Raw genomic sequence first — 24,834 nt, 5'->3', positions numbered from 1 at the left:
AAATGCTGGAACGGTACGGACACGGGGGAGATGTATGGACGGCAGCGGAGACATTCGGTCTGCCGAAGGAGCAGTTCCTCGACTTCAGCTCGAATATGAATCCGCTCGGCCCGCCGGAAGCGGTCGGACGCCTGATGCGCGAGCGGTGGCGCGAGGTTGCGCAGTATCCCGATCCGGCGGTGCGGGAGCTGACCCGCAAGCTGGCGCGTAAGCACGGGGTTGACCCGGCGTGCATCCTGGTCGGCAACGGAGCGGCCGAGCTGATCGATTTGGCTGTACGGGCGCTTCAGCCGCAGGTGACCGGGCTGGCGCGGCCGTCGTTTTTGGAGTATGAGGAAGCGGTGGAGAAAAGCGGCGGACGGGCAATCGACATTCCGCTGCGGCCGGAGCACGGTTTTGTGCTGCAGGAAGCGGAGCTGGAGGCGGCAGCCGCCCGGTGCGATCTATTGTTTCTCGGCCACCCGAACAATCCGACCGGGACGCTGCTGCCGGATGCGGTCGTGCGGCGACTGGCCGCCGGGGATGTTCCGGCGATCGTCGACGAGGCGTTTCTCGATTTCTCCCTCAGGGAGGAATCGCTCACGCTGATTCCGGCCGCTGCGAAAAGCCGCCGCCTGATCGTGATCCGGTCGATGACGAAGTTTTTTTCCATTCCCGGCATACGTCTCGGCTATGCGGTCGCGCATCCCGAACTGATTGAAGCGATGAAGCGGTTTAAGGTGCATTGGAGCGTCAACGCGCTGGCCCAATGGGTCGGGGAGGCGGTGCTCGAGGAAGACGCGTTCGCTGCGCAGACGCTGCGCTGGCTGTCGGAGGAGAAAGACCGGCTGATCGGCCGACTGCGCGAGATCGGTCTTGAAGTGTACGATAGCGAAGTGAATTTCATCTTGCTGTCGCTGAAGCTGTTCGGCTTGAACGCCCAAGCGCTGCAAACGGAGATGGGCCGACGCGGTATCCTGATCCGCGACGCCTCGCTGTTCAAAGGGCTGGACGACAGCTATGTCCGGGTCGCGGTCAAGCTGAGGGAGCATAACGAGAAGCTCGTTGCCGCCCTGGAAGCATCGATCGCTGCGTTGACCGGAGCGGGAGAACCGATCAGGGGGGCCGCATTATCAGGCGTGCGGATCGACGAGGCGCATCCGTTAGCGCCGACGCTGATGCTGCAGGGTACGGCATCCGATGTCGGAAAAAGCTTGCTGACGGCCGCTCTATGCCGCATCCTGCTGCAGGACGGCTACCGGGTGGCTCCGTTCAAGTCGCAAAACATGTCGCTCAACTCGTATGTGACGCCGGACGGCAAGGAGATCGGCCGGGCGCAGGGGATGCAGGCGGATGCATGCCGGATTGCGGCGACGACGGACATGAACCCGATTCTGCTCAAGCCGAAGAAGGATATGGTGTCGCAGGTGGTCGTTCACGGCAAGCCGTACCGCGATCTGGACGCAAGAGCTTATCGGGAACGGTATTTGCCGGAAGCGGAGGCGGTGGTCAAGGAGTCGCTAGCCCGTCTGCGCCAAAGCTATGACATCGTCGTAATCGAGGGAGCGGGCAGCCCTGCGGAAGTGAATCTGAAGGACCGCGACATCGTCAACATGCGGCTGGCCGGGTGGGCGGATGCGCCGGTGCTGCTCGTCGCCGATATCGACCGAGGCGGGGTGTTCGCTTCGCTGGTCGGTACGCTCGATATATTGACGCCCGAGGAGCGGGCACGGGTGAAAGGATTTGTGATTAACAAGTTTCGCGGCGACGTGACGCTGCTGCAGCCGGGCATCGACTGGCTCGAGGAGCGGACGGGCAAGCCGGTGCTCGGCGTCATTCCTTATTTGCCTCAGCTCGGGCTGGAGGACGAAGATTCCGCATCGCTCGACCGCAGATTGGCGGAGAGCGGGAGAATGTCCGCTTCGCAGGAGCGGCAGCCGGATCTGCTCGACATTGCCGTTATCCGCTTGCCCCGCATCTCGAATTTCACCGATATCGATCCGTTATCGTTCGAGCCGGACGTGCGGCTGCGGTTCGTCACCGGCGCTGGCGATTTCGGCCGGCCGGATGCAGTCATTGTGCCGGGCAGCAAAAACACGATAGACGACCTGCTGTATCTTCGCCATGCCGGATTAGACCGGAAGCTGGCGCAGTATGCCGAAGACGGCGGATTCGTCACGGGCATTTGCGCAGGCTACCAGATGCTCGGCGAGAAGCTGCTGGACCCGCTGCTGGTGGAATCCGGCGAGCCGGAGCTGCGCGGGATCGGGCTGTTTCCGGCGCAGACGGAATTCGCGCGCGAGAAGCAAACCGTGCGCTCCGAAGCGATGGCGAGCTTGTACGGCGGGGAAGCGATGCCGGTGCACGGTTATGAAATTCATATGGGTCAGACCGAATTTACACGTCCGGTCCGTCATCCGTTTGAAATCGTCCGCGAGGACGGCAGCCGTCAGGAAGAAGGGGCGGCGACCGAGGACGGCCGCGTGTGGGGCACGTATTTGCACGGCATCCTGCATAACGACGATTTTCGCCGGGCTTGGCTGAACCGGGTCCGGCTGGATAAGGGATTGGAGCCGCTGCCGGCGGAATTGCGGTTCATGGAACGGCGGGAAGCCGCGTTCGACCGGCTGGCCGATCATGTGCGCGCGCACTTGGATTTGCCGCAGTTATATGCCATGATCAAGGAATAGAATCGGCCTATGGCATGGAACGGTCGAGACTCGTTCAGAGTGGGGTTCGACCGACCGCGCCTTAGCGCCTACACGCGCGCCTGGGGTTCACGCGCGTAGGAACCGTGTCAGTCGATTTCTAAGAAACTTCGCGGACAACCGCGTCGAATGCCGCATGGAGGCAGTTCAATTATTGATAGCACCATATTGATCGGGAGGGATATGCCAATGAGAATTTATACGAGAACGGGCGATGCCGGCCAAACCGGTGTCATCGGCGGACGCGTCGATAAAGACGATGTGCGAGTGGAGGCGTATGGGACGGTAGACGAGCTTAACTGTTTTGTCGGGCAGGCGATGGGGTTTCTGGATACGGAGCGGGATGCCGATCTGCTGGCGGACTTGCTCGAAATTCAGCATGAGCTGTTCGACTGCGGCTCGGATCTGGCGCTGCTGAAGCAGGAGCTCAGGCCGTACAAAGTGACGGCGGAGATGGTGGACCGGCTCGAGACCTGGATTGACAAGTACGATGCCGAGACACCCGACATCAAGCGGTTTATATTGCCGGGCGGCAATCTGGCTTCCTCTACGCTTCACGTCTGCCGGACCGTATGCCGCAGAGCGGAGCGGAGAGTTGTCACGCTCGCCCGCACACAGCCGATCAACGAACAGGTTCGCCGTTATTTGAACCGACTGTCCGATCTGTTCTTCACTGTGGCTCGCACGGCCAATCATCGCGCAGCGCTTCCCGACGTGGAATATGCGCGCAGTGCCGAGGTGTTCCGCCGCAAGTCATGAGCTACTATAAACCACTGGAATATATCGTCCCCGACGAGGAAGACGGCTTTGTGCTGCGGACGATTTTGCAAAAAAGGCTGATGATTTCCCGAAAGCTGATGTCCCGGCTGAAATTGACCGAGCAGGGGATTACCGTCAATGGAGAACGCAAATATATCAATGTGAAGCTGCACGCGGGAGACCGGATCGCGGTACGGATGGAGATGGAAACGTCGGACGACATTTTACCGCAGCCGATGGCGCTTGACATTCTATACGAGGATGAAGAGCTGCTTGTGCTGAATAAGGAAGCGGGAGTGATCGTCCATCCGACGCACGGGCACTATACGGAAACGCTCGCCAACGGCGTCGTCCATTATTGGCTGCAAAAGGGCGAGTCGTTCCGCTTCCGCCCGGTTCACCGGCTCGACCAGGAAACGTCGGGAGCGCTCGCCGTCGCCAAAAATCCGTACGTGCATCAGCAAATATCGGAGCAAATGCAAGCCCATCAGTTGAAGAAAGAGTACATCGCCCTTGTGCACGGGCGCTTGCCGGACGACGAAGGGACGGTGGATGCGCCGATCGACCGAGATCCCGAATCGCCACATATTCGGATCGTGACGCCGTCGGGCTATTCCGCCGTCACGCACTACCGGGTGGAGCAACGGTTCGCGGCAGCGACGATGGTCCGATTATGGCTGGAGACCGGGCGTACGCATCAGATTCGCGTGCATATGAAGCATCTCGGCTACCCGCTCATCGGCGATAAGCTGTACGGCTTGTACCGGACAGTGGCGGGGGAGACGGTGTCCGATGCGAATCTGGAGGCCGATTACGGGCTGTCGCGCCATGCGCTGCACGCCAGCGTTCTGGGGCTGACGCATCCGGTCAGCAAGGCGTGGATGGAGTTCACCGCGCCGCTCCCCGAAGATATGCGGCAATGCATCGAGCGGCTGCAATCGCAGAATGACGATGCCGCTCAGGACGTATAAATTCAAAATCCGCTGCCCCTATAGGGAACCAGCGGATTTTTTTGCTCATGCGGGATGCGAGCAGGGATTGTGGCGATATTCCGCACTATTGCAGCATGCCGATATATTCCTTGAGCGCCGTGCTGAGCCAGTCCAGCGCCGACGAGGACGGCAGCAGCTGCCTCGCACTCCAGCCCGTATTGCGGCTGTTCAAATAGCCGACGGGATAAGGAATCGCTTCTACCTGCTGCGCTCGAAAATGCTTCATCGCCCGCGGCATATGAAAGGCCGATGTGACGAGAATCGGCTTCTTGTAGCCGTTTTTCTCCAGCAGCGCTTTGGAGTACCGGGCATTTTCCTGTGTCGTACGGCTTTGGTCTTCGAGGACGATATCTTTGGCCGGAACGCCGAGCGCGGTGAGTACGCGCATCGACAGCCGGCCTTCATTTCCCGAATCTTCGTATACTTGGCCGCCCGATATGAGAATGGGCAGCGGCTTCTTCGCATACAGCTCGGCAACGGCGGCGATGCGGCTTAGCGTGTACACGCCTGGGCTCCCGATGCCGCTCGGCTCGGGCGTGCCCTGCACACTTCCCCCGGTGAGCATCACATAGACGTCGCCGTCGATCACGGCGGGCGGAGCATAGCGGCTTTCCAGCGGCTGCAGAGCAGCCGAACCGACGAGCGGGGTGGAGACGGCATACATCAGCACTGCCATGATGGTCATCATGGCGGCGCTGATGTGCTGCTTGCGATAGCGAAGCACCAACGCGGCAAGGACAAGCAGCACAATGATAAGCCCCGGCGGGAGGATGAAGCTGTATAATGCTTTAAGGACATAAATAATGAGTCTCGCCCCGTTCCTGGTTTGGATCGCTTTACCATTTCATTATCCATGGAACCCTGCGCGGATTCAACCTCCGCTGCCTAGCAAATTTGCAGGGCGGCTGTCAACATCGGTATAATTGAGAGCGAATCACAGTACAATGATTAACGGACAAGGATGGCAGAACAATGGGCAATAAACAAGTTACGATGTATCAATACCCGCAATGCGGTACGTGCAGAAGCGCGTTGAAATGGTTGAAGGAGTCCAGCTACGAGGTGGAGGCGATCCATATATTCGACCATCCTCCCACGGCGGAGCAGCTGAAGGACATGATTCCGCGCAGCGGTCTCGATATCCGCAAGTGGTTCAACGTCTCCGGCGAAGTGTACAAAGAGATGAAGCTGAAGGACAAGCTTCCGGGCATGAGCCGGGAAGAGATGATCGAGCTGCTTGCTGCAAACGGCCGGCTGATCAAAAGACCTGTCGTGACGGACGGCGTCACGGTGACCGTCGGGTTCAAGCCCGAATCGTACGCCGAGGTTTGGGGGAACGCCCGCTAACAAGGAGAGTGATGTCGGTTGCAGCAAAAACAAAAGAAGAAAAACAATCCGTTCTGGTATATCGGCGCGGCGGCCATGTTTATATTGGCTAAAGGGAAGACGCTGCTGCCGCTCCTGAAATTCGGCAAGGTCGGCGGCGCGATCCTCTCGATGTTCGTGTCGATCGGGGCTTACGCGCTCATATTCCCATGGGGATTTTCCATCGGCTTCGTGCTGCTGCTGTTCGTCCACGAGCTCGGTCACGTCCTTGCGGCCAAGCGGAAGGGGCTTCCGGTGACGGCGCCGGTGTTCATCCCGTTTCTCGGGGCGCTGATCAACATGAAGCGTCACCCCCGGGATGCGGTGACCGAGGCTTACATGGCTTATGGCGGTCCACTGCTCGGCACAATCGGCGCCACCGCCGTGTTCGCAGCTGCCTATGCGGCGGACGGCGAGATCAGCAAGCTGCTTTATTCGCTCGCTTATGTCGGATTTTTTCTTAATCTGATTAACCTGCTTCCGATTCATCCGCTGGACGGGGGGCGCATCGCGACGGCGGTAACGAGATGGCTCTGGCTGGTCGGCTTGATCGGCGGACTCGTCGTCATCATTTATTTTCGCGCGGTCATCTTTTTTATCATCTGGGCGATGTTCGCCTATGATTTGTACAAAAAGTACGTGAAGCATCGCAATCAGGGCGAAGAGCGCTTCGTAACCGCCAGCTTTCTGGTGCACGCGGAGCCTTTGATCGAGCAGGGATATCTTATTCCCGGCACGGAGCACCGCAGGGAGCTGCCGTTCGTCACATATTCCAGTCTGGAAGGACAGCAGTACGTGCGGCTGTACTGGGATGGGCTTGATTTCCAGGGCACCATTCCGCTTATGCATCAGGGCATTGTCAAACGGACGCATGTGACCCGTCTGGAGCATATGCACAAAGAGGACGGCCTACATCTGATGATTCATTGCCAGGTCGACTACACGCTGTTCGAGAATGACAAATATTATGACGTTCCCACAGCTTCGCGGTGGAAGTTCGGCATCGCTTACGTGCTGCTTGCCGCCTACCTGATCGGTATGATGAATGCCGTTCACCGGGTAACCGGTCTGGACGTGCAGGGTTAATCCCCTTGATCATCAAGCAGGTGAAATATTAACGCCGTGGCATCCATATTTATCGAAAAAGAGGTTAATCCCATGAAACAGCTTCAATCCAAACGATTGGCCGAACTTGGTTCGGCTATTTTTTCTGAGGTGGCGCATTGGAAAAAGGACGTCGCGGCCCGCGGCGTCGACGTCATCGACCTCGGCATCGGGAGCCCGGACCGGCCGCCTTCCCCGAAGGTGATCCGGGCGCTGCAGGAGGCTGTTGCCGATCCGGCTGCATACGGCTATCCGACTTCCGAAGGAAGTCTTGCTTTTCGCGAGACGGTTGCCAAGTGGTACAAGCACCGGTTCGGCGTCGAACTGAATCCGGAGACGGAGATCGTCACCTTGATGGGTTCCCAGGACGGGTTGGCGCACCTCGCGATGTCGGTGACCGACCCGGGCGATACGGTCATGGTGCCGGATCCCGGGTATCCGATTTATTCGGCAAGCCTGGTGCTCGCAGGGGTGACGCCGTACTATTTGCCTCTGCGGGAGGAGAACGGGTTTTTGCCCGACCTCGACAGCATCCCGCCGGACGTTGCCGCGAAGGCGAAGTTTATGCTGCTCAATTATCCGAGCAATCCGTTGTCGGCCGTGGCAACGCTGGACTTTTTCGAGCGGGTTGTCGATTATGCCGAGAAGCATGACCTGCTGATCGTACATGATTTGGCATATTCCGAAATGGCCTTTGACGGCTTTCGACCTCCAAGCATTCTGGAGGTCGAAGGGGCGAAGCGCTGCGCGGTCGAGTTCCATTCCTTGTCGAAAAGCTTCAATATGGCCGGCTGCCGCATCGCGTTTATGGTCGGTCGGGAAGACGCGGTACAATCGCTCCGTATGCTGAAGTCCAATATCGACTATGGGGTGTTCGTCGCCGTACAGCGGGCCGGCATTGCAGCGCTGGAAGAGGACATGGCGGGCGGCTGTTCCGTAGCGGAAGTATATGAGAAAAGGCGCGATATCGTCGTGGAAGGACTGCGCCGCGCCGGGTGGAACATCGATAAACCGAAAGCGACAATGTTCATCTGGGCTCGCATTCCGGAAGGCTGGACATCTCGACAAATTTCCCGGGAAATGGTGTATCATGCGGGGGTTGTCGTAATTCCGGGCGATGCGTTCGGGCAGGAGGGCGAAGGCTATGTCCGCATCGCGCTTGTGCAGGAGCAGGACCGGCTGCGGGAAGCGGTGGACCGGATCGGCGCGTTTTTGAGCAGCCGGCAAGGGTGAAACGGTGATTGGAAGCAAGGTCCGGCATCAGGAAAGTGAACCGAGCTGACGGTCTTAGGGGTTAAACAAGCCTCTCGGGATCCGGCAGGGCGTTAGAGCTCGAAGCATGGGTTACTTCCGGAGCGGGCTCTGCGAAATGATGTAGAACGGGGGGCGCGATGGCTCCGCATTCCGTTCATGTCGAAACGATGATGAAATTGATAGTCGCTCCATGCTGCGGGGCGGCTTTTCGTATGATCAGGTCAGCCAGAGGTTTCTATATAAGCGAAGCCGCGGTCGCACCGGCCGAAAGCGCGTTCGGAAGCCGAGGCCGTGTCGAAAAGGAGGGAAGCCGCAGGTTGTCGTTTCTGCCCTGAACGGCGAACTTCGCGGTTGTCGAACGGGCCCCGACAAGGACGGATCGGCAACCGCATTGCGTCGAAACGCGCGCCTAGGATTCCTGGAGCCGGCCATACAGGAGACTGCTGGCTAATGTTCAAGGGCTTGTCGACGCGACGTGCGACCGGTCGAATGGCATGTGCAGGACACTCCGCTGAATGGAAGCGCTGTCCAGATACGCCGGTTCAGCATTTTTTTATGAAGAGATGTCGTGAAATCTGAGTCTAGGCTGTCGCTAATTCGCAATTTCAACCTGTTTCTAAACATGGTACTATTTATACAAGTCTTGCCAAATAGAGGAGGAGAACTGCATATGTCTCGAAAATTAAAGATCGGAATCATCGGCTGCGGCGGCATCGCCAACGGAAAGCATCTGCCGAGCTTGTCCAAACAACCGGAAGTTGAACTTGTCGCTTTTTGTGATATCATTTTGAGTAAAGCGGAGAAAGCCGCGGCCCAATATGGCGTCGAAGGAGCCAAAGTATACGAGGATTACCGCAGTTTGATTGCAGACCCTTCCATCGATGTGGTGCACGTATGCACGCCGAACGATTCCCATGCCGAGATTTCGATCGCCTCGCTCGAGGCCGACAAGCACGTCATGTGCGAGAAGCCGATGGCCAAAACGGCGGCCGACGCGCGCCGGATGGTTGAGGCGGCGAAGCGCACCGGCAAGAAACTTACGATCGGCTACAATAACCGTTACCGCCCGGACAGCTGGTTCATGAAGCAAATCTGCGAGGACGGGGAGCTCGGCGAAATTTACTATGCGAAGGCACATGCGATTCGCCGACGCGCCGTTCCGACATGGGGCGTTTTTCTGGACGAGGAGAAGCAGGGCGGCGGACCGCTCATCGATATCGGTACGCATGCGCTCGACTTGACGCTCTGGATGATGAACAACTACGAACCGAAGGTTGTGCTTGGCACGTCGTTCCATAAGCTGTCCGGCAAAGAAAACGCTGCCAATGCGTGGGGGCCGTGGGATCCTAAGAAATTTACGGTCGAAGATTCGGCGATGGGCATGATCGTGATGAAGAACGGCGCGACCATCGTGCTCGAATCGAGCTGGGCGCTAAATACGCTCGACGTGAAGGAAGCAAAATGTACGCTTAGCGGCACTGAGGCTGGCGCGGATATGGAAGATGGACTGCGCCTGAACGGGGAGAAGCACAGCCGCTTGTATACGAACAAAGTGCAGCTTGACGCAGGCGGCGTCGCCTTCTATGACGGCAAGAAGGAAAAGTCGGAGGAGAAGGAAGCGCGCCTGTGGATAGACGCGATCTTGAACGACAAAGAGCCTGTCGTTACGCCGGAGCAAGCTTGCGTTGTTTCTGAGATTTTGGAAGCTATTTATGAATCGGCGAAAACCGGCAAAGCGGTTTATTTCGACTAATCCAATATCACTCATACATTCGGGAGGGCAAGCGCAATGATTAGAGTAGCGATGCTGAGCTTCTGGCATGTCCATGCAAGAGATTACGCCAAGCAGGTCACGGAACATCCGGGAACGGAAATCGTCGCGGTATGGGACGAGCAGCCGGAGCGCGGCCGGAAAGAAGCCGAAGCGCGCGGCGTGCGGTTTTACGACGAATTGAGCGAGCTGCTGGCACAGAAAGACATCGACGGCGTCATTGTCGATACGCCGACCCATATGCATCGTGACGTGATGGTGGCCGCAGCCAAAGCGGGCAAGCACATCTTCACGGAAAAAGTAGTGGCGACGACCCTCAAGGAATGCAATGAAATATTGGCTGCCGTGGAGGAAGCCGGCGTCAAGCTTACCGTTTCGCTCCCGCGCCTGAATCACAGCTACACGCTGGCGGTGCAGGAAATACTCGCCCAAGGCTTGCTGGGAGACATTACGCTGGTGCGTAACCGGCTGTCCCATAACGGCGCGATCCCGACGGCTAACAGCGCGTACGGCTGGCTGCCGGCGCATTTCTACAATGCGGAGCAATGCGGCGGCGGCGCGATGATCGATCTCGGCTGCCATCCGATGTATTTGGCAAGGCTGTTCCTCGGCGTGCCGGAGAGCGTTACGGCGAATTACGGCTACGTCACAGGCCGGGAAGTGGAAGACAACGCGGTATCCGTTCTTCGTTATCCGAACGGCGCGCTCGCGATCGTCGAGGCCGGCTTCGTGAACCGGTTCTCGCCGTTCGTCGTTGAAGTTCACGGCACGGAAGGCAGCCTGCTGTACTCGACCCATGACAACAAGCTGCTTCTGCGCACATCGAAGCTGGGCGAGGAAGCGAGCAAGGAATGGACCGTGCAGGAGCTTCCGGCAGAGAAGCCGTCGGCCTTCAAGCAATGGGTCGCCCATATCGAACAAGGCACGACGGCGACGGAAAATATCGAATTGGCGCTTGATCTGACGCGCTTGATGGAAGCGTCCAACTTGTCGGCCTCCTCCGGCGGCGCCATCAAGCTCTCCGATTTAAAGCGATGAACGGCCAGTCCCGGGTAAGTGCGAGGCCGTATCCGTATGAGCTGATGCTGTCCAATCCGCAAGCGCTTGACCGGCTCGATGTTCAATTTCGATGGGGCGGCTACGGCATCCGCATGCTTCGCTTTCATCACACGAGCTTTGCGGCAGGCAAAGCGATCCAGTTTCATAAGCATTCGGACTTTGAGCTTCACTTTATACCGCGAGGCAAAGGCAAAGTGATCCTCGGCAACGAGCCGTTCTCCCTTCATGAGGGGATGATGTACTTGACGGGACCGGGACTGATGCACTTTCAGGAAGCCGATGCATTCGAAGCGATGGATGAGCTTTGTCTGCATATCGATATACAGAAGCTGCCGGCGTCGGACGAAGAAGACTCGCAGGAATGGGGGGCCCGGTGGGAGCGGGCGGAAGCCGAATCATGCATTCGCCAGCTGGAGCAGCTGCCGGCCCGGCCGGTGCTCGATCAATACCGTGCGATGGAATGCTTTCTTACGGCCTACAGGGCATGGCATGAAAATCAGCCGGGCGTGCTGACGGTCATCAAGCAGTCGATCATCCAAATTTTGCTGCGGATGACACGCGCATACGAGATGATGCCGCAGCCCGAGCTGCCGTCCCGCGACATGAAGCACTACCGGTATCAAATGGCCGTGCAGTTCATCAAGGACAACTACATGGCGCCGCTGACGCTGGAGGTGGTGGCCGAGCGGGTGCAGATCAGCGCACGCCAGCTGCAGCGCATTTTTCGCGAGCAGACCGGCGGCACCTTCAGCGAATATATCGAGCAGGTGCGGCTGATGCACATTTGCAGCGAACTGGCGGACAGCGATGCGACGATCGATCAGATCGCCTTTCAGAATGGCTTCTCCAGCGCCAACTACTTGCATTACGTGTTCAAGAAAAAGCTTGGCACGACGCCGATGCAGTACCGGATGCAGAACCGGCTTCGTCCGCAGCCGTGAAGAGAGCGTTTGCGTTTTCTCCGCTACAGCAGCGGCGAGAAAGCAGACGCTCTCTCTTTTTCATATGTTCCGCCATACGAATGGTCTGAAAATGATTACTATGGTGATGGGGCTGGCGAGGGCCGGCCCTTTCTCCAATTTCGCTTAAACAGTGTCACTGTCAGCACCAGAATGAGCGGTACGTTAAAAGCGATATTATTGAGCAGAGGCCAGATCACGTTCACGCCTTCAATAAATTCCGTCTCGTTGCGGTACATCGTAACGGACAGCAGCAGGCACGCCAGCGCAATCGGATAGATCAGGATGCGATCATCCTGCAGCTTGGCCAGACGCGTTAACGTCTTGGACAAAATGAACAAAACAATCGTCGCCTTCATATAAGAGCCGGCAATGAGCGAAAAACCGATGACGGACTCCACGCGTTCGAATATTTCCTGGATATAAATAAGCCTCGCCAGTTGGAACAACGAGAATTTCATATGCCCGGCCAGCGGTCCTTCGGTCATAATCGAGCAGAGGACCGACGCAAGAAGCGTGACGCCGTTGACGAGAAGCGCCCAAACCATATGCTTGCCCAACACATGTTTATCCTGATTTCTGACATAAGGGAGCATCATCGCAAACAGACTGGCTTCGGCGAAGGGGAAGCCGTACGCGATATAGGCTCCGTGAAGCACCGGCTTGATCCCGTCCGGCATAAGCGGAAGCAAAAAATACGGGTGATAGTGAGGGGCAGCCATCAGCAGGACGATCATAATGAATCCGATCATCGATAGCAGCAGCAGGACGAACATGCGTGCCATCACTTCGATGCCCGCCCGGGCGGTCAATGCAGCCAGCACAAAAAATAGCGTATGAATCAAATCGGCCGACGTTTGTTTCATCATCGTGCTTTTGAAAAAAATCCCGATATCAATCACGATCGCGGCAAGCATCCAAAAGACGGCGCAAAGATACGGGATGGCCAAGATCAAGGTTAGCCATCGCCCGATCGTCTTTTCGCTGTGCTCTATAAAATCCAGCCCGGGGTTCGCGCGGTATAAATAAAGACAAGCGAAGAGCAGCAGCAGACCCGCCGCACATGCAAGCAGCACCGAAATCCAGGCTCCGTTCCGGGCGGCGCCGGTCAAGGGGGCGGGGATATTGATGACGGCTGAGCCGGTGCCGTAGGCCAGGAACAGCATCGCCATTTGAAAGGAGCTGACGGTTTCGGACTTCTTCATCATTCATCACCTTCACGGGGGCGGAAGCTTGACCGATTCGACAATGCGTTTGGCCGGCTCGCCCAAAAAGTATGAGATGAGATCGTTCAGATTCGGCCATTGCAGATCCGCTGCAAATAGGATGCCGAGGTACATGGAGGGAAGCAGGAGTACGCCGTACAAGATGCGCCCCCGAACACTCGTCCGTTTCCAACGCGAACGGTCGCAGCCGAGCATCATGGCAAATAGCAGGAATAAAAAAATGCATTTTCCAACCATCGCGATATCACCTCGTTCTACACATACCGGACCGGTTACTTCGAGAAAGGATTTCCTACGGTCATTCCGGTATTCAATACGTTGACTTCCAGTTCGATGACAAAGCGGCTCTGTGCAAAGCGCTCTCCCCAATCCGGCTTCCACCTTCTCCACAGCTGCGGGTTTTTTCGGTAAATTTGATCCCCGATGCCAAGGGCGTCCAGCTGTCTTTTTTGCAGAACGGCAATCATATTCCGCATTCCTCGCTCAACTGTTTTTTTAATATGATCCTCAAACCGGTCGGTTTCTTCCTTCGTATCCAGCGAAGAGCACTGAAGCTCGGACACCGAGCCTTTGATTTTGGTACGTACGCGGATTTCAAGCGTATCGTTGAGGATGACCGGCTTCACGATCGTTTTCAAGGACATGACCTCAAGCGATTCTTTTCCGTTTTTCTTCGTGTCGTCGCCGCAGGGAAACTCGATTACACCGCTCTTGTAACGGTCCGTGAGCATTAACCAATATTGCGTATTGCTAGGCGTCAAAATGTTCCCGGAGAGCTTGCCATCCTTCAGCAGCGCGATCCCGGCGACGGACAGTATTTTTTTCTCCGCGTTCTGGCTGTAGACGTAGGGAAGTGCCGCCACACCGGCTTCGCTTCTTAATTGGATGGCCAGATCGAGCAGCGGGATCTTGGTCGTCTTGGCGGAATACCGCGATCCCGAATCTTCGATTTCCCGCAGTTGCTGGCCAATCGTATATTCGATAAACGGAGCGACGTGCAGATACCCCGCTGCGCTGCCTTTGGTCAGCAGCACAAGTACGGTAGCGCGCGGTTCGTGATCCCGGGAAAAATAATCGAGCACTTCTCCAAGGCTTTGCGACCGGGCAATCGCTTCTCCGATCAAAATGATGCGCATGTGGTCCCATTTCGCTTTTCTCCCGAGGTGGATCGGGATATCGCGCACCGCTTCGAAGGTCGTGTCGCCTTCCGTCCGAATATTGAGACCGCGCTGACCTTGCTTGACGGCCACGTTCGTTTCGCCCCCGCCCGTCGGGTTGTAGAAGTGGGTCGTCAGCGCAATGGTCCCCTTGTCCGTCAGATCGACGGCCACCGCCTGGACAAACCCGAATTCAGTCAGCTCCGCTTTATCTCCGCAGCCGGATAGGATGAAGAGCATAATGGAACAAAAGGCGATGGTCAGGCGCGGTCTCAAATGTGCATCCTCCTTTCATCCGCTCCTCGTCTACGGAAAGAACCGTTCGGAACAATGATGCTTACGGATTTTTTTTGTGCAAATGGCGGTTGCGCGGATGCTGTGTCAATAGTTTGCGCGGAACAATGAAAAACACATCGCGCAGCTGTTTGATTTCCAGCGGCGCCATCGTCGCCAAATAGGGCTGGCCGAGCGAGCGCAAGCTGGCCAGATGCAGGAACGTCAGCAGGAAGCCGGTCATAATCCCGAGCCCGCCGAGCGTAGCGGCAAGAATCATGAGCGGGAAACGCAATATTCGGATCGCGACCGCCATATTGTACTGCGGCAGCGCGAACGAAGCGATTCCCGTCAGGGCGACGACGATGACCATGACCGGCGAAGCGATCTTGGCCTGAATCGCCGCCTGACCGATGACGAGCGCGCCCACGATGCTGACGGCGGAGCCGATCGGCCGAGGCAGACGAATGCCGGCTTCCCGCAGCAGCTCGAAAAAAAACTCCATAATCAGCGCTTCGATAAAGGCGGGAAACGGAATGCCTTCTCTTGTATCGAGTATCGCGAGAAGCAGAACGGTCGGGAGCAGCTCGGAATGGAAAGTAGATAAGGCGATATACGTGCTCGGCAGCAGCAGCGCGATCAGAAACGCTCCGACCCGGAGCAGCCGGATTAAGGAAGTGAAGACGGTTCGGTGATAGTAGTCTTCGCTGGCCGAAAAAAACTCAAAGAATAAACCTGGGCATATCAGGAGCGTCGGCGTACCGCTGACCATGGCGACGATTTTGCCGTCCAGCAGACCGGCGATTGCGACATCCGGCCGTTCCGTGTAGCGGACTTGAGGGAAGGGAGAAGAGGAGGCTTCGTCAAGCCATTCCTCCAAATACGACGTCTCCAAAATTTCTTCCGCGTCGATCTGGGAGATGCGGCGTTTGAACTCGGCTAGCGTTTCCGGATTCACCGCTCCCTCCAAGTAGCTGAAAGCGACGGTTCGGCGGCTTTCTGTTCCGACTGTCTTCTTCTCGACCTTGAGCTTGCATGATTTGAGCAGATCTCGAAGCAACCCGATATTTTTATTGAGATCCTCGACGGCGCTCATATGCGGTCCTTGTACGACCGGTTCGGTGATCGATTCGGTAATTTGTCTCGTCACCAGTCCGCGCGACGAATAGCGCAGCGCTTTATCCCAATGATCGAAAAAGATGACGATGTCCCCGTCCAAAATATGGGATAAGGCTTCGTCAAAATCGTAGAGCACTTTCGCCGATTTGGCGGAAACGCCGTTTCTCTCAAAAAACGACATCACTTGCTCGGGCGTAATCGTCTCGGCCGGCCCAACCTCGTGAGCGACAAGATCCTGCAGCGATTCCTTCATGTAGTTCAATTCCTTGTGCTCAAGCAGCGTTTCGAAATAGACGGAGAACGCTGTATGCGAGAGATCGGGTCCGTATCTCCAATGATCTTGAATCAAGTCCTCGCAGTGGGCGAAGGCTTCCGCAATCCGCTTCATGTTATCCGGTAAAGCCCGCGAGATCAGAGTGCAGCCGCGTCCCTCCGGATCCGGATTGTGCCGGGGTTGGGCGGCCACCGCGGGGGAACGGCGGTTCGGACGATTCTTGCCCAGGAACAATTTCCACATGGTCCATCGATTCCCTTACAGGTTAGTGCTGGAACTTGAAGCTTATTGTTACCAAAATTGCCATGAACATGCATAGCTCCGGCTCGTTCCATACGAATGGGCCGACTCTATGAAAAAGTATTTTATGCTATAATCATTTCATAGCATAAGAGAATAGGGAGAGATGCGGATGACAACCGAGAATCACAACATGCCGCCCAAAGTGCTGATGGTCGACGGCATGGCGCTGCTGTTCCGCGCTTTTTACGCGACATCGTACGGCGGCTACATTATGAAGACAAAGGCGGGCGTTCCGACCAACGCGGTGTTCGGTTTCGTGAAATATTTTTGGGACGCGGTGCAGCGCTTCAAGCCGAGCCACGTCGTATGCTGCTGGGACATGGGAAGCAAGACGTTCCGCAGCGAGCAGTTCAGCGATTACAAGGCCAATCGGGTCGATTGCCCCGAAGAGCTTATTCCGCAGTTCGATCTGGTGAAGGAAATGACCGCCAGCTTCGGCGTCGTCAACATCGGCGTGCCGGGCTTTGAGGCCGATGATTGCATCGGCACGCTCGCCAAGCTGTACGGCGAGGAAGCGCAAGTATACATACTGACAGGCGATCATGACATGCTGCAGCTTGTCTCCGATACGGTTCACGTCGTCATCATGAAGAAAGGGCAAGGCAATTATGCTGTTTATACCCCCAAAACGCTGCTGGAGGAGAAGCAGCTGACGCCACAGCAAATTATTGATCTGAAAGGATTGATGGGCGATACGGCGGACAACTATCCGGGCGTGAAGGGGATCGGCGAGAAAACGGCGCTGAAGCTGCTCATCGAATACGGCTCCGTGGATGGGATTCTGGAAAATATGGCGCAGCTGCCGAAAGGCGTCCGTTCCAAAATCGAAGCCCAGCTCGATATGCTTCATCTGTCGAGAAGCCTTGCCACCATATGCTTGGAGGCGCCGGTGGCCTGCGCGCTGGAGTCGTGCTTCTGGGAGATGGACCGGCAAACGGTGCTCAGCAAGTTTGAAGAGCTCGAATTCAAAGGGCTGGACAGGCTGATCGGGTAACGGGGGCGGGACAGACGGCAAGCACCGGAAAAACTGCTGTGTAAAGTATCTATGGTTCGCGTTATCCGCCATTTCATGTTCAACAAGCCAATACGCGGCGTAAGATGTACGCGCGTATTGGCTTGTTGTCGTTGATTATGAGATTAGAGGTCTCGTCCCTTCCGATTTACGTTAGCGGGATCTTGTTGTAGGGCAAGTATCCGAGCTCCGTCGGCACTTGAATCAGAATGATACGCGCCGCTTGTTCACCACCGGCTTGAATGAGCAGCCGGCTGTCGTCCGCTGCATCGGCTACGGCAAAATGCTTGAGCGGCACGTTCGCGTTCTCGCCGCCAAAGGACCAATGCGCCGATTCGCCCTCTACGACGAGTCCAGCCATCGAGTAGCCCGCCGGAATATCGAAGGCGCGGCCGCGGCCGGCTTCCAGTGCGACGTCCCACATGCGCACGTCGGCTACCAAGTCGATCGGCGCGCCGGGGCCGATGACCGTCTTGACGGATCCGTCTGCATCCAATGACGCGGGGAACTGCTCGTGTTCGTACTGCGTATACGTCGGAACACGCTTGACAGCGTCGCCGTAGTACGGCTCGAACCAGATTTGGAAGCCGGATACGCCGGCGCGGAATTCTTCGGCATGCGACACGCCGCGGCCGGTTTGCATCACCTGCGCGCCCCCCGTGCCGACCAAGCTTGCCCGGCCGAGCGAATCGCGGTGATTCACCTCACCATGAAGCACATACGTCAAAATTTCAAAGCCCCGGTGCGGATGCAGCGGAAGGCGGCCGCCCTGTTCCGATTGGAACCAAGCCCAGTAAAAGAGCGGCCCCACGCGACGTACTGCCGAGCCCTCTCCGGGGAACCCGATCGGCTTCTGCTCTGTAATCGTTCCGCCGTCAAAGGCGCCAACCGCTTGCTCGGCAGGGGAATAGTTGCGAATGGTCATGAAAAGCACACCCTTTCTCCATGAATCATCTTTATTTTATATATCTTAAATTTAAGATTATTATAGAACGAAATATTTCTTCTGTCAATCTTTGTGTCCTACACGTTGCTCTCCGACAAATTCCAGGCGTACGTTGCGGCACGGTGTGGCCGTCGGGCGAACTTCGCTTCTCCGAGGGCCCGGCTGTTTTTTCGTGATGAGCCTTGGAGGACTGTGGTATTCTAAGAGTCAGAAGCAATACAATCGTACAGGGCTAAAGGAGAATGGACTGCATGGAACAAAGGTACGCTAACGAATCCCGCTGCTATAAAACGTCGCGGGTATTCCCGACGGATGTCAACAACCACGATACGCTGTTCGGAGGCAAATTAATGGCGTATATCGACGATATCGCCTCGATTGCCGCGACGAAGCATTGCCGTCAAATGGTCGTGACCGCTTCGACCGACTCGGTCGATTTTTTGCTGCCGGTCCGCCCGACGGATTCGGTTTGTCTGGAGTCGTTTGTTACGTGGACGGGGCGCAGCTCGATGGAAGTGTTCGTCAAGGTGATCACCGAGGATTTGCGGACCGGCGTTCGGCATATCGCAGCGACTGCGTTTCTGACGTTCGTCGCGCTGGATGAGAACGGGAAGACAGTACCTGTGCCGCAAGTCGTGCCGCAGACCGAGGAAGAGAAGCGGCTGCACGAAACGGCGGTGCACCGTGCGGAGATGCGCCGAATGCGGCGGGAGGAAAGCCGCAAATTCGCGGATTACTTAACGATGAGGTTTCCTTGGGAATAGCCGGTTCGGGATGGTTCCGTCCGAGGGCAAACCTGTAAAAAGGCCTGCCCCACCTGAAAAAATCCGCTACGTCTTTGTCCCGCCATCGGGTATAATGGAAGTTACGCAATGACTAAGCCACGTCACCGAAGCGGAGGGAATCCAATGAGCAACATCAATGTATGGGAAAATGCGGAGCCGGGCGTCAAACGTAAAATTTTCGAGCCGGGCGCAGGATTGATGATGATGGAAGTGCACTTTGAAGAAGGCGCGGAAGGATACATCCACAGCCATCCGCATGAGCAGTTGTCCTACTGCTTGAGAGGGAAGCTTGAATTTACCGTCGACGGCGACAAGAAAGTAATCTCCGCCGGCGAGACGATCTACATTCCTAGTGGAGCGAAGCATGGCTGCCGGGCGCTGGAACCGAGCGCGCTGCTCGATTCGTTTACGCCGGTCAGGGAAGATCTCGTGAAGCGCTAAGCATGGCCGAAACGAGTAAAAAAGCCGATTCTGACTCCGTTCGTCACGGTCAGGATCGGCTTTTTCGTACATCGGGCACATCTCTCGACGGACGCTTATATATCGGTGAAGCTGATCGGTCCTACCACTTCGGACAAGAACGCCTTGAGCTCGGCTGCTTCTTCCTCGTTCAGCTTGTAGACATGCTCCAGGTAGCCTTCTTCATCCAAATCATCCGGTCCGATGACCGCCGTACGGCCCATTTGCAAGTCTGTGACGAGCATTTTCCCGTAAAACCGGTTCGTCGACGTAATCGCCAAATCAAAACGCCGCAGCGACTCGCCTACGACGCATACGAAGCGGGTTTTCGTCTCTTCGGTGCCGTCGTACAAAAAATCGAATTCCTTCATGCCGTTCCCCCCTCGGTACATCGTTATTCTGAAAGCTATCCGAATTATAACAGATTCCCGCGCCGAGCGGCAAAAAAGAGCGCATTCGCTCCGGCAAGGCTTATTTTGCCGCCTGCCTCACATTTTCAATTTCGCTGAAACATGGTACAATCTGTAGGAGATTATTAGGCATTAAAGGATTACTACTTGATTCGTATAGAAACGGAGGCTTCAGGCGAAATGTCCAAAGCAAAAATGAGAAGCGACATGATTAAAAAAGGCTTTGACCGCGCACCGCACCGCAGTTTGCTTCGAGCGGCAGGCGTCAAAGAGGAGGATTTCGACAAGCCGTTCATCGCGGTTTGCAACTCTTATATCGACATTATTCCGGGGCACGTTCACCTGCAGGAGTTCGGTAAGATCGTCAAAGAAGCGATCCGTGAAGCAGGCGGCGTTCCGTTTGAATTCAATACAATTGGCGTTGACGACGGCATTGCGATGGGGCATATCGGCATGCGTTATTCCCTGCCGAGCCGTGAAATTATTGCAGACTCCCTGGAAACGGTCGTTTCCGCGCACTGGTTCGACGGCATGGTCTGCATCCCGAACTGCGACAAAATTACGCCGGGCATGATGATGGGCGCGCTGCGCGTCAACATCCCGACGATTATGGTCAGCGGCGGGCCGATGAAAGCGGGCAGAACGAGCGACGGCCGCGCTATCTCGCTTACTTCCGTATTCGAAGGCGTCGGCGCGTTCCAGGTCGGCAAAATCGACGAGAAAAGCTTGCAGGAGCTTGAGCAGTTCGGCTGCCCGACTTGCGGTTCCTGTTCCGGTATGTTCACAGCCAACTCGATGAACTGTCTGGCCGAAGGTCTCGGCCTTGCGCTTCCGGGCAACGGCACGATTCTTGCGATCTCCGAAGATCGCAGAGAATTCGTGAAGCGTTCCGCGAAGCAGCTGATGGAACTGATCGAGAAAGATATCAAGCCTCGCGATATCGTAACGCTGGAAGCGATCGACAATGCTTTCGCGCTGGACATGGCGATGGGCGGATCGACGAACACGGTGCTTCACACGCTGGCGCTGGCTCATGAAGCGGGCTTCGAATACCCGATCGAGCGCATCAACGAAATCGCCAACCGCGTACCGCATCTGGCGAAAATTGCGCCGGCTTCCGATTATCATATCGAAGACGTGCATAACGCAGGCGGCGTGAGCGCGATCATCAACGAGCTGCTCAAGAAGCCGGGCGCGCTGCACGGCGATTGCCTGACCGTTACGGCCAAAACGCTGCGCGAAAACGTAGCGGGCTGCGAAATTTTGGACAAGGACGTTATCCACCCGCTCGACAATCCGCATTCCGAGCGCGGCGGTCTTGCCGTATTGTTCGGCAACCTCGCTCCGAACGGCTCGATCATCAAGGTCGGCGCGGTTGATAAATCCGTCGGCGGCTACCATAAGGGACCTGCGATCTGCTTCGATTCCCAGGAAGACGCGCTCTCCGGCATTGCGAATGGCAAGGTTAAAGAAGGACATGTCGTCGTTATTCGCTACGAAGGGCCGAAGGGTGGTCCGGGGATGCCGGAAATGCTGGCGCCAACGTCGCAAATCGTCGGTATGGGTCTCGGCGCGAAGGTCGGCCTGATTACGGACGGCCGTTTCTCCGGCGCATCCCGCGGCATCAGCATCGGCCACATTTCCCCGGAAGCGGCGGAAGGCGGTCCGATTGCATTCGTCGAGGACGGCGATATCATCGAGCTGGATCTTGAGAACCGCAAAATCGAGCTGCTCATCAGCGACGAAGAATTCGAACGCCGCAGAGCGAACTGGAAAGGGTTCGAGCCGAAAGTAAAAACCGGCTACCTGGCCCGTTACTCCAAGCTTGTAACGAACGCAAGCACCGGCGGCGTGATGAAAATCTAATTAAGGCTATACCAATAACGCTGTGCCGCACCGTTCCGCGAAGGAACGGGCTGGGGCAGCGTTTTTTGCGTTTTGATGCGGCATGGAGTTACTCTACGCAGCCCGCTCGCAACGGACGTCTGGAAACAAGCGCGGCGTATGTCCGTCTCACCACGCTATTCCTCGGCGCGGTCGTCTCCCGGCGAATCATGCGTCTCATGCGCACCCGGGTAGCCACGAGACAGCCCGGCGTGCAGCTCGCGGTTTTCATATGTATACGTATTCGGCGATCGCTGGTCCACGCGCCACGGCGTGCTCTTCCCAAGCTTCTCGACTTCGATGCTGCTGCCGTAAGGGCCTTCCGGAAATTCCTCGGCCGTTAAATCATTGCTTTGCGACAATACGGTACCGACGTCCGTATATTTTTTGTCCGGTGCTTCCTGCATAAATCCGTCTTCATTGTGATTATGATCCGCCATTGATATCACTCCCAGCAAATTGCGTTTGTCGGTTACATTGTGTCCTGTCGGAAGCGGGCTTATCCTGTAAGTCGCGCTGCAGCGCATTGCAAAATATGGTTGTCAAAACCGCATGTCTGTGCTAACATGGAAATAATTTCAAACGATCGTGAGGAAGCACCTCTCTTGCCTATGGGACGCCATATGGAAGAGGGGTGCTTTTTGCCGTTTCGTTTGAAACGATTGCCTACTTTATTGGATCAGGAGGGATTCAATTGAATCTGATGTTTTTGAATACACTGGAGAAGGCGACGGACGAAGGGCGGGTCCGGACGGCGCAAGTATCGATCGGCGAACAGCAGGGGAGCTTCCGCGTGCTGTGGACCGAAACGAAGGAAGACGGCCATCGGACGCAGGAAAGCTGGTATGAAGGATTGCAATGGGAAGAGCTTCACGCCGCGTTCCGAGAACGTCTGTTCATGAAGATAAGCGAAGGATTCAAGCCGGTCGTCGAGCTGAACGGAAACGATTTGTCCGGTATGGACGGGCGCAGCATGTTTATCCAGATGCTGCATTATTACAGCGAAGCGAACAGCGATGAGAGCCTGTACGAGGCGCTGCGCGTCTGGCGGCTGAAGCAGGCCGGACGGGAAGGCAAAGCGCCGTTCATCGTCGCAACGAACCGGATGCTGCGCATGATCAGCGCCTTTGTGCCGCAGACGGCCGAGGAGCTGCAGCAGCTTCCCGGCTTCGGGCGCGGCAAGACGGCCGCTTACGGCGCCGATATACTCGCTTTGACCGCCCCATGCCAGCGCAGCACAGCATTCCCTCTCAGCTGGGTGGAGGATCAAATCAACCGCGACGACTTCCAAGCCTGGATGCTTCAGGAGAAAGAGCGCAAGCGGAAGGCGGAGAACGAGAAGCAGGAGATGAAGCGCACGCTGCTGGAGGCGATCCACCGGGGTGAGCGGCTCGATGCGCTGCAGGAGCAAATCAAAGTGCAGCGGCGTGAGCTGCTGCAGTGGATCGAGGAGCTGGACCGCGATGGCTACGATCTGGAGGCCTACATCGAACAGATGCTGGAGCCGATGCCCGAGGGAGAGCGGGAACAGGCATGGCAGGCATTCGAGCAGCAAGGCGACCGCTACCTGAAGCCTATTCTGCAGGCGGTTTACCGGGACAATGCCTTCAGCGCGAAGGAAGCGGACCGGGTCTACGAATGGCTGCGCCTGCTTCGCCTCAAGTACCGCCGCGTCAACGGCGTGAAGGCGGGCGCCGCGAGCTGAGCGGCCGCGGAATAAGCAGAAGGGTCCTGCCGGGATATACCGGTAGGACCCTTTATTGTCATCTGGCGCTCGACAGGCGCCAGTATGTTATCGGTTATCGCAGTGAAGCGGCGCTTCACAGCCAATCCTTTTTGCGGAACAAAACGAACATCGAGATGGCGACAAGCACCATGAATACGACCGCGGCCACGCCGCCGTAATCCCAATGAAGCCCGGGGATATAATCGAAGTTCATTCCGTAGATGCCGGTGATGAACGTCAAGGGCATGAATATCGTCGTCAGCGCCGTGAACACGCGCATGATTTCATTGGCGCGGCTGGCGATGCTCGACTGGTAAGCTTCGCGCAAGTTGGCCATCAAATCGCGGAACGTATCGAACGTTTCCGATATTTTTACGGCGTTCTCGTATATGTCGCCGAAATATTTTTTCAGCGGCTCGCTGATCAGCCTCAGCTCCTTTTTATGGAGCGTGCCGATCACTTCTTTTTGCGGATTGAGCACCTTTTTTAACCACAAAATTTCGCTTCGGAGGCTGATAATTTCATTCAAATGCGATTTCTTCGTGTGCATGAGAATGTCTTCCTCAAGCTTTTCGATCTTCGCATCGATCCGGTCGCCGACATTCGTGTAGTTGTCGACGATCAGGTCCATCAGGTGGTACAGAAACTGATCCGGCTGCGTAACTTCCTCTTCCCACAAAATCGGCTTGAGTGCGCGTATCTCATTGATTTTTTGGCGTGTAACTGTAATGATATAATGTTTGCCCAGAAAAATGTTAAGCGCGCGCAGAAAAATTTCCTCGTCATCGAACCGGATGCTGTTCATCACAATAAAGTAATGCGTATCGTACAATTCAATCTTCGGACGCTGCTCTTCCTCCATTAGTACGTCTTCGACGGCAAGCTCATGAAGATGAAATAAGGGCTGTAACAATTCCAAATCCTCAACATCGGCGTCAATCCAATAAAAACCGTGCTGAGGCGGATCGATCGTCTGGGTAATGTCTTCGACAAGCGTGAAAACGCCGTCCTGAACTAAGCGTGCCTTCATAGGTTCCACCCCTTCATGTGATCGAGAGGAACCAGAACATGCCGGCCGCGCTTATCCCCAGGCACGAACAAGCATCGGAATCGATGCCGCATGTCCATATCGAAGTACGTTTGCGCAAGCATCGAACGCGTCCGGTCGCCGGGTTCCGCTCGAAATATTCGGTTGTTGTTGAACGTAGATACTCCTCGGGTCTCCGTCCATTCGAATGCTGCACCCCTTCGTTACACGATTTTGCGCCGCGTGCTTACGGTCGTTTTGCGATTCCTGTATGCTGCGCTGC

23 protein-coding genes are annotated in these 24,834 nt (G+C 56.4%); 14 read left to right on the top strand and 9 right to left on the bottom strand.

What is annotated here, in order from left to right; genetic code table 11:
* Positions 1-2 precede the first annotated feature (2 nt).
* From KXG62_RS34515 to KXG62_RS08125, 3 genes are all read left to right on the top strand, one after another.
* On the top strand, positions 3-2,669 hold the full coding sequence (locus KXG62_RS34515) for a cobyric acid synthase (RefSeq protein ID WP_218091447.1): 2,667 nt from the start codon (positions 3-5) through the stop codon (positions 2,667-2,669).
* Between the two features lie 207 nt (positions 2,670-2,876).
* Positions 2,877-3,446, top strand: coding sequence for a cob(I)yrinic acid a,c-diamide adenosyltransferase (locus KXG62_RS08130; RefSeq protein ID WP_218091446.1), 570 nt, complete (start codon positions 2,877-2,879; stop codon positions 3,444-3,446).
* Positions 3,443-4,417: an RluA family pseudouridine synthase gene (locus KXG62_RS08125; RefSeq protein ID WP_218091445.1), complete on the top strand. Its 975-nt coding sequence runs from the start codon at positions 3,443-3,445 to the stop codon at positions 4,415-4,417. The genes KXG62_RS08130 and KXG62_RS08125 overlap by 4 nt, the downstream gene beginning before the upstream one ends.
* Before the next feature lie 85 nt (positions 4,418-4,502).
* Here KXG62_RS08125 and KXG62_RS08120 read toward each other — a convergent pair whose 3' ends face one another.
* Positions 4,503-5,186 (bottom strand): YdcF family protein, encoded by a 684-nt coding sequence (locus KXG62_RS08120; protein ID WP_246627349.1) that lies wholly within the window; start codon positions 5,184-5,186, stop codon positions 4,503-4,505.
* A gap of 224 nt (positions 5,187-5,410) precedes the next feature.
* Here KXG62_RS08120 and KXG62_RS08115 point away from each other — a divergent pair, with 224 nt between their 5' ends.
* The 6 genes from KXG62_RS08115 (at position 5,411) to KXG62_RS08090 (ending at position 11,932) form a co-directional block, all read left to right on the top strand.
* Complete coding sequence (locus KXG62_RS08115) at positions 5,411-5,785, top strand: Spx/MgsR family RNA polymerase-binding regulatory protein (protein ID WP_218091444.1); 375 nt, start codon at positions 5,411-5,413, stop codon at positions 5,783-5,785.
* An 18-nt stretch (positions 5,786-5,803) separates the two neighbouring features.
* Positions 5,804-6,889 (top strand): site-2 protease family protein, encoded by a 1,086-nt coding sequence (locus KXG62_RS08110; protein ID WP_246627348.1) that lies wholly within the window; start codon positions 5,804-5,806, stop codon positions 6,887-6,889.
* A 72-nt stretch (positions 6,890-6,961) separates the two neighbouring features.
* Entirely contained in the window at positions 6,962-8,140 is a 1,179-nt protein-coding gene (locus KXG62_RS08105) for an LL-diaminopimelate aminotransferase (protein WP_218091443.1), read from the top strand.
* Between the two features lie 691 nt (positions 8,141-8,831).
* Positions 8,832-9,914: a Gfo/Idh/MocA family protein gene (locus KXG62_RS08100; RefSeq protein ID WP_218091442.1), complete on the top strand. Its 1,083-nt coding sequence runs from the start codon at positions 8,832-8,834 to the stop codon at positions 9,912-9,914.
* 36 nt (positions 9,915-9,950) lie between these two features.
* Positions 9,951-10,970: a Gfo/Idh/MocA family protein gene (locus KXG62_RS08095; protein ID WP_218091441.1), complete on the top strand. Its 1,020-nt coding sequence runs from the start codon at positions 9,951-9,953 to the stop codon at positions 10,968-10,970.
* Entirely contained in the window at positions 10,967-11,932 is a 966-nt protein-coding gene (locus KXG62_RS08090; RefSeq protein WP_218091440.1) for an AraC family transcriptional regulator, read from the top strand. Before KXG62_RS08095 ends, KXG62_RS08090 begins: the two co-directional genes overlap by 4 nt.
* A 98-nt stretch (positions 11,933-12,030) precedes the next feature.
* On the opposite strand, the gene KXG62_RS08085 is transcribed toward KXG62_RS08090, so the two are convergent.
* The 4 genes from KXG62_RS08085 to KXG62_RS08070 form a co-directional block, all read right to left on the bottom strand.
* A complete protein-coding gene (locus tag KXG62_RS08085) occupies positions 12,031-13,158 on the bottom strand; it encodes a GerAB/ArcD/ProY family transporter (RefSeq protein ID WP_246627347.1) in 1,128 nt (375 codons plus the stop codon).
* A 9-nt stretch (positions 13,159-13,167) separates the two neighbouring features.
* Complete coding sequence (locus KXG62_RS08080) at positions 13,168-13,413, bottom strand: hypothetical protein (protein ID WP_218091439.1); 246 nt, start codon at positions 13,411-13,413, stop codon at positions 13,168-13,170.
* A 35-nt stretch (positions 13,414-13,448) separates the two neighbouring features.
* Positions 13,449-14,609, bottom strand: coding sequence for a Ger(x)C family spore germination protein (locus KXG62_RS08075; protein ID WP_246627346.1), 1,161 nt, complete (start codon positions 14,607-14,609; stop codon positions 13,449-13,451).
* 61 nt (positions 14,610-14,670) lie between these two features.
* Entirely contained in the window at positions 14,671-16,242 is a 1,572-nt protein-coding gene (locus KXG62_RS08070; RefSeq protein WP_218091438.1) for a spore germination protein, read from the bottom strand.
* A 169-nt stretch (positions 16,243-16,411) separates the two neighbouring features.
* Here KXG62_RS08070 and KXG62_RS08065 point away from each other — a divergent pair, with 169 nt between their 5' ends.
* Positions 16,412-17,296, top strand: coding sequence for a 5'-3' exonuclease (locus KXG62_RS08065; protein ID WP_218091437.1), 885 nt, complete (start codon positions 16,412-16,414; stop codon positions 17,294-17,296).
* Positions 17,297-17,462: 166 nt separating this feature from the next.
* Here the strand turns inward: KXG62_RS08065 and KXG62_RS08060 are convergent, their stop codons facing one another.
* Positions 17,463-18,239, bottom strand: a complete 777-nt coding sequence (locus KXG62_RS08060; protein ID WP_218091436.1) for a pirin family protein — start codon at positions 18,237-18,239, stop codon at positions 17,463-17,465.
* Between the two features lie 272 nt (positions 18,240-18,511).
* On the opposite strand from KXG62_RS08060, the gene KXG62_RS08055 reads away from it, so the two are divergent.
* Positions 18,512-19,024, top strand: coding sequence for an acyl-CoA thioesterase (locus tag KXG62_RS08055; RefSeq protein WP_218091435.1), 513 nt, complete (start codon positions 18,512-18,514; stop codon positions 19,022-19,024).
* Between the two features lie 144 nt (positions 19,025-19,168).
* Complete coding sequence (locus KXG62_RS08050) at positions 19,169-19,486, top strand: cupin domain-containing protein (RefSeq protein WP_218091434.1); 318 nt, start codon at positions 19,169-19,171, stop codon at positions 19,484-19,486.
* 95 nt (positions 19,487-19,581) lie between these two features.
* On the opposite strand, the gene KXG62_RS08045 is transcribed toward KXG62_RS08050, so the two are convergent.
* Complete coding sequence (locus KXG62_RS08045) at positions 19,582-19,875, bottom strand: DUF3055 domain-containing protein (RefSeq protein ID WP_218091433.1); 294 nt, start codon at positions 19,873-19,875, stop codon at positions 19,582-19,584.
* A gap of 219 nt (positions 19,876-20,094) precedes the next feature.
* On the opposite strand from KXG62_RS08045, the gene ilvD reads away from it, so the two are divergent.
* Positions 20,095-21,780: a dihydroxy-acid dehydratase gene (gene ilvD / locus KXG62_RS08040; protein ID WP_218091432.1), complete on the top strand. Its 1,686-nt coding sequence runs from the start codon at positions 20,095-20,097 to the stop codon at positions 21,778-21,780.
* 155 nt (positions 21,781-21,935) lie between these two features.
* Here ilvD and KXG62_RS08035 read toward each other — a convergent pair whose 3' ends face one another.
* Complete coding sequence (locus tag KXG62_RS08035) at positions 21,936-22,238, bottom strand: hypothetical protein (protein WP_218091431.1); 303 nt, start codon at positions 22,236-22,238, stop codon at positions 21,936-21,938.
* A 263-nt stretch (positions 22,239-22,501) separates the two neighbouring features.
* Between KXG62_RS08035 and KXG62_RS08030 the strand changes: the two genes are divergently transcribed.
* Positions 22,502-23,503, top strand: coding sequence for an HRDC domain-containing protein (locus KXG62_RS08030; RefSeq protein WP_246627360.1), 1,002 nt, complete (start codon positions 22,502-22,504; stop codon positions 23,501-23,503).
* 115 nt (positions 23,504-23,618) lie between these two features.
* Here KXG62_RS08030 and corA read toward each other — a convergent pair whose 3' ends face one another.
* On the bottom strand, positions 23,619-24,554 hold the full coding sequence (gene corA / locus KXG62_RS08025) for a magnesium/cobalt transporter CorA (protein ID WP_218091429.1): 936 nt from the start codon (positions 24,552-24,554) through the stop codon (positions 23,619-23,621).
* Positions 24,555-24,834: the final 280 nt, after the last annotated feature.

The sequence above is a fragment of the Paenibacillus solanacearum genome, assembly GCF_910593845.1.
GTDB classification, from domain to species: domain Bacteria; phylum Bacillota; class Bacilli; order Paenibacillales; family NBRC-103111; genus Paenibacillus_G; species Paenibacillus_G solanacearum.
This window is presented reverse-complemented; position numbering and strand designations above follow the sequence as displayed.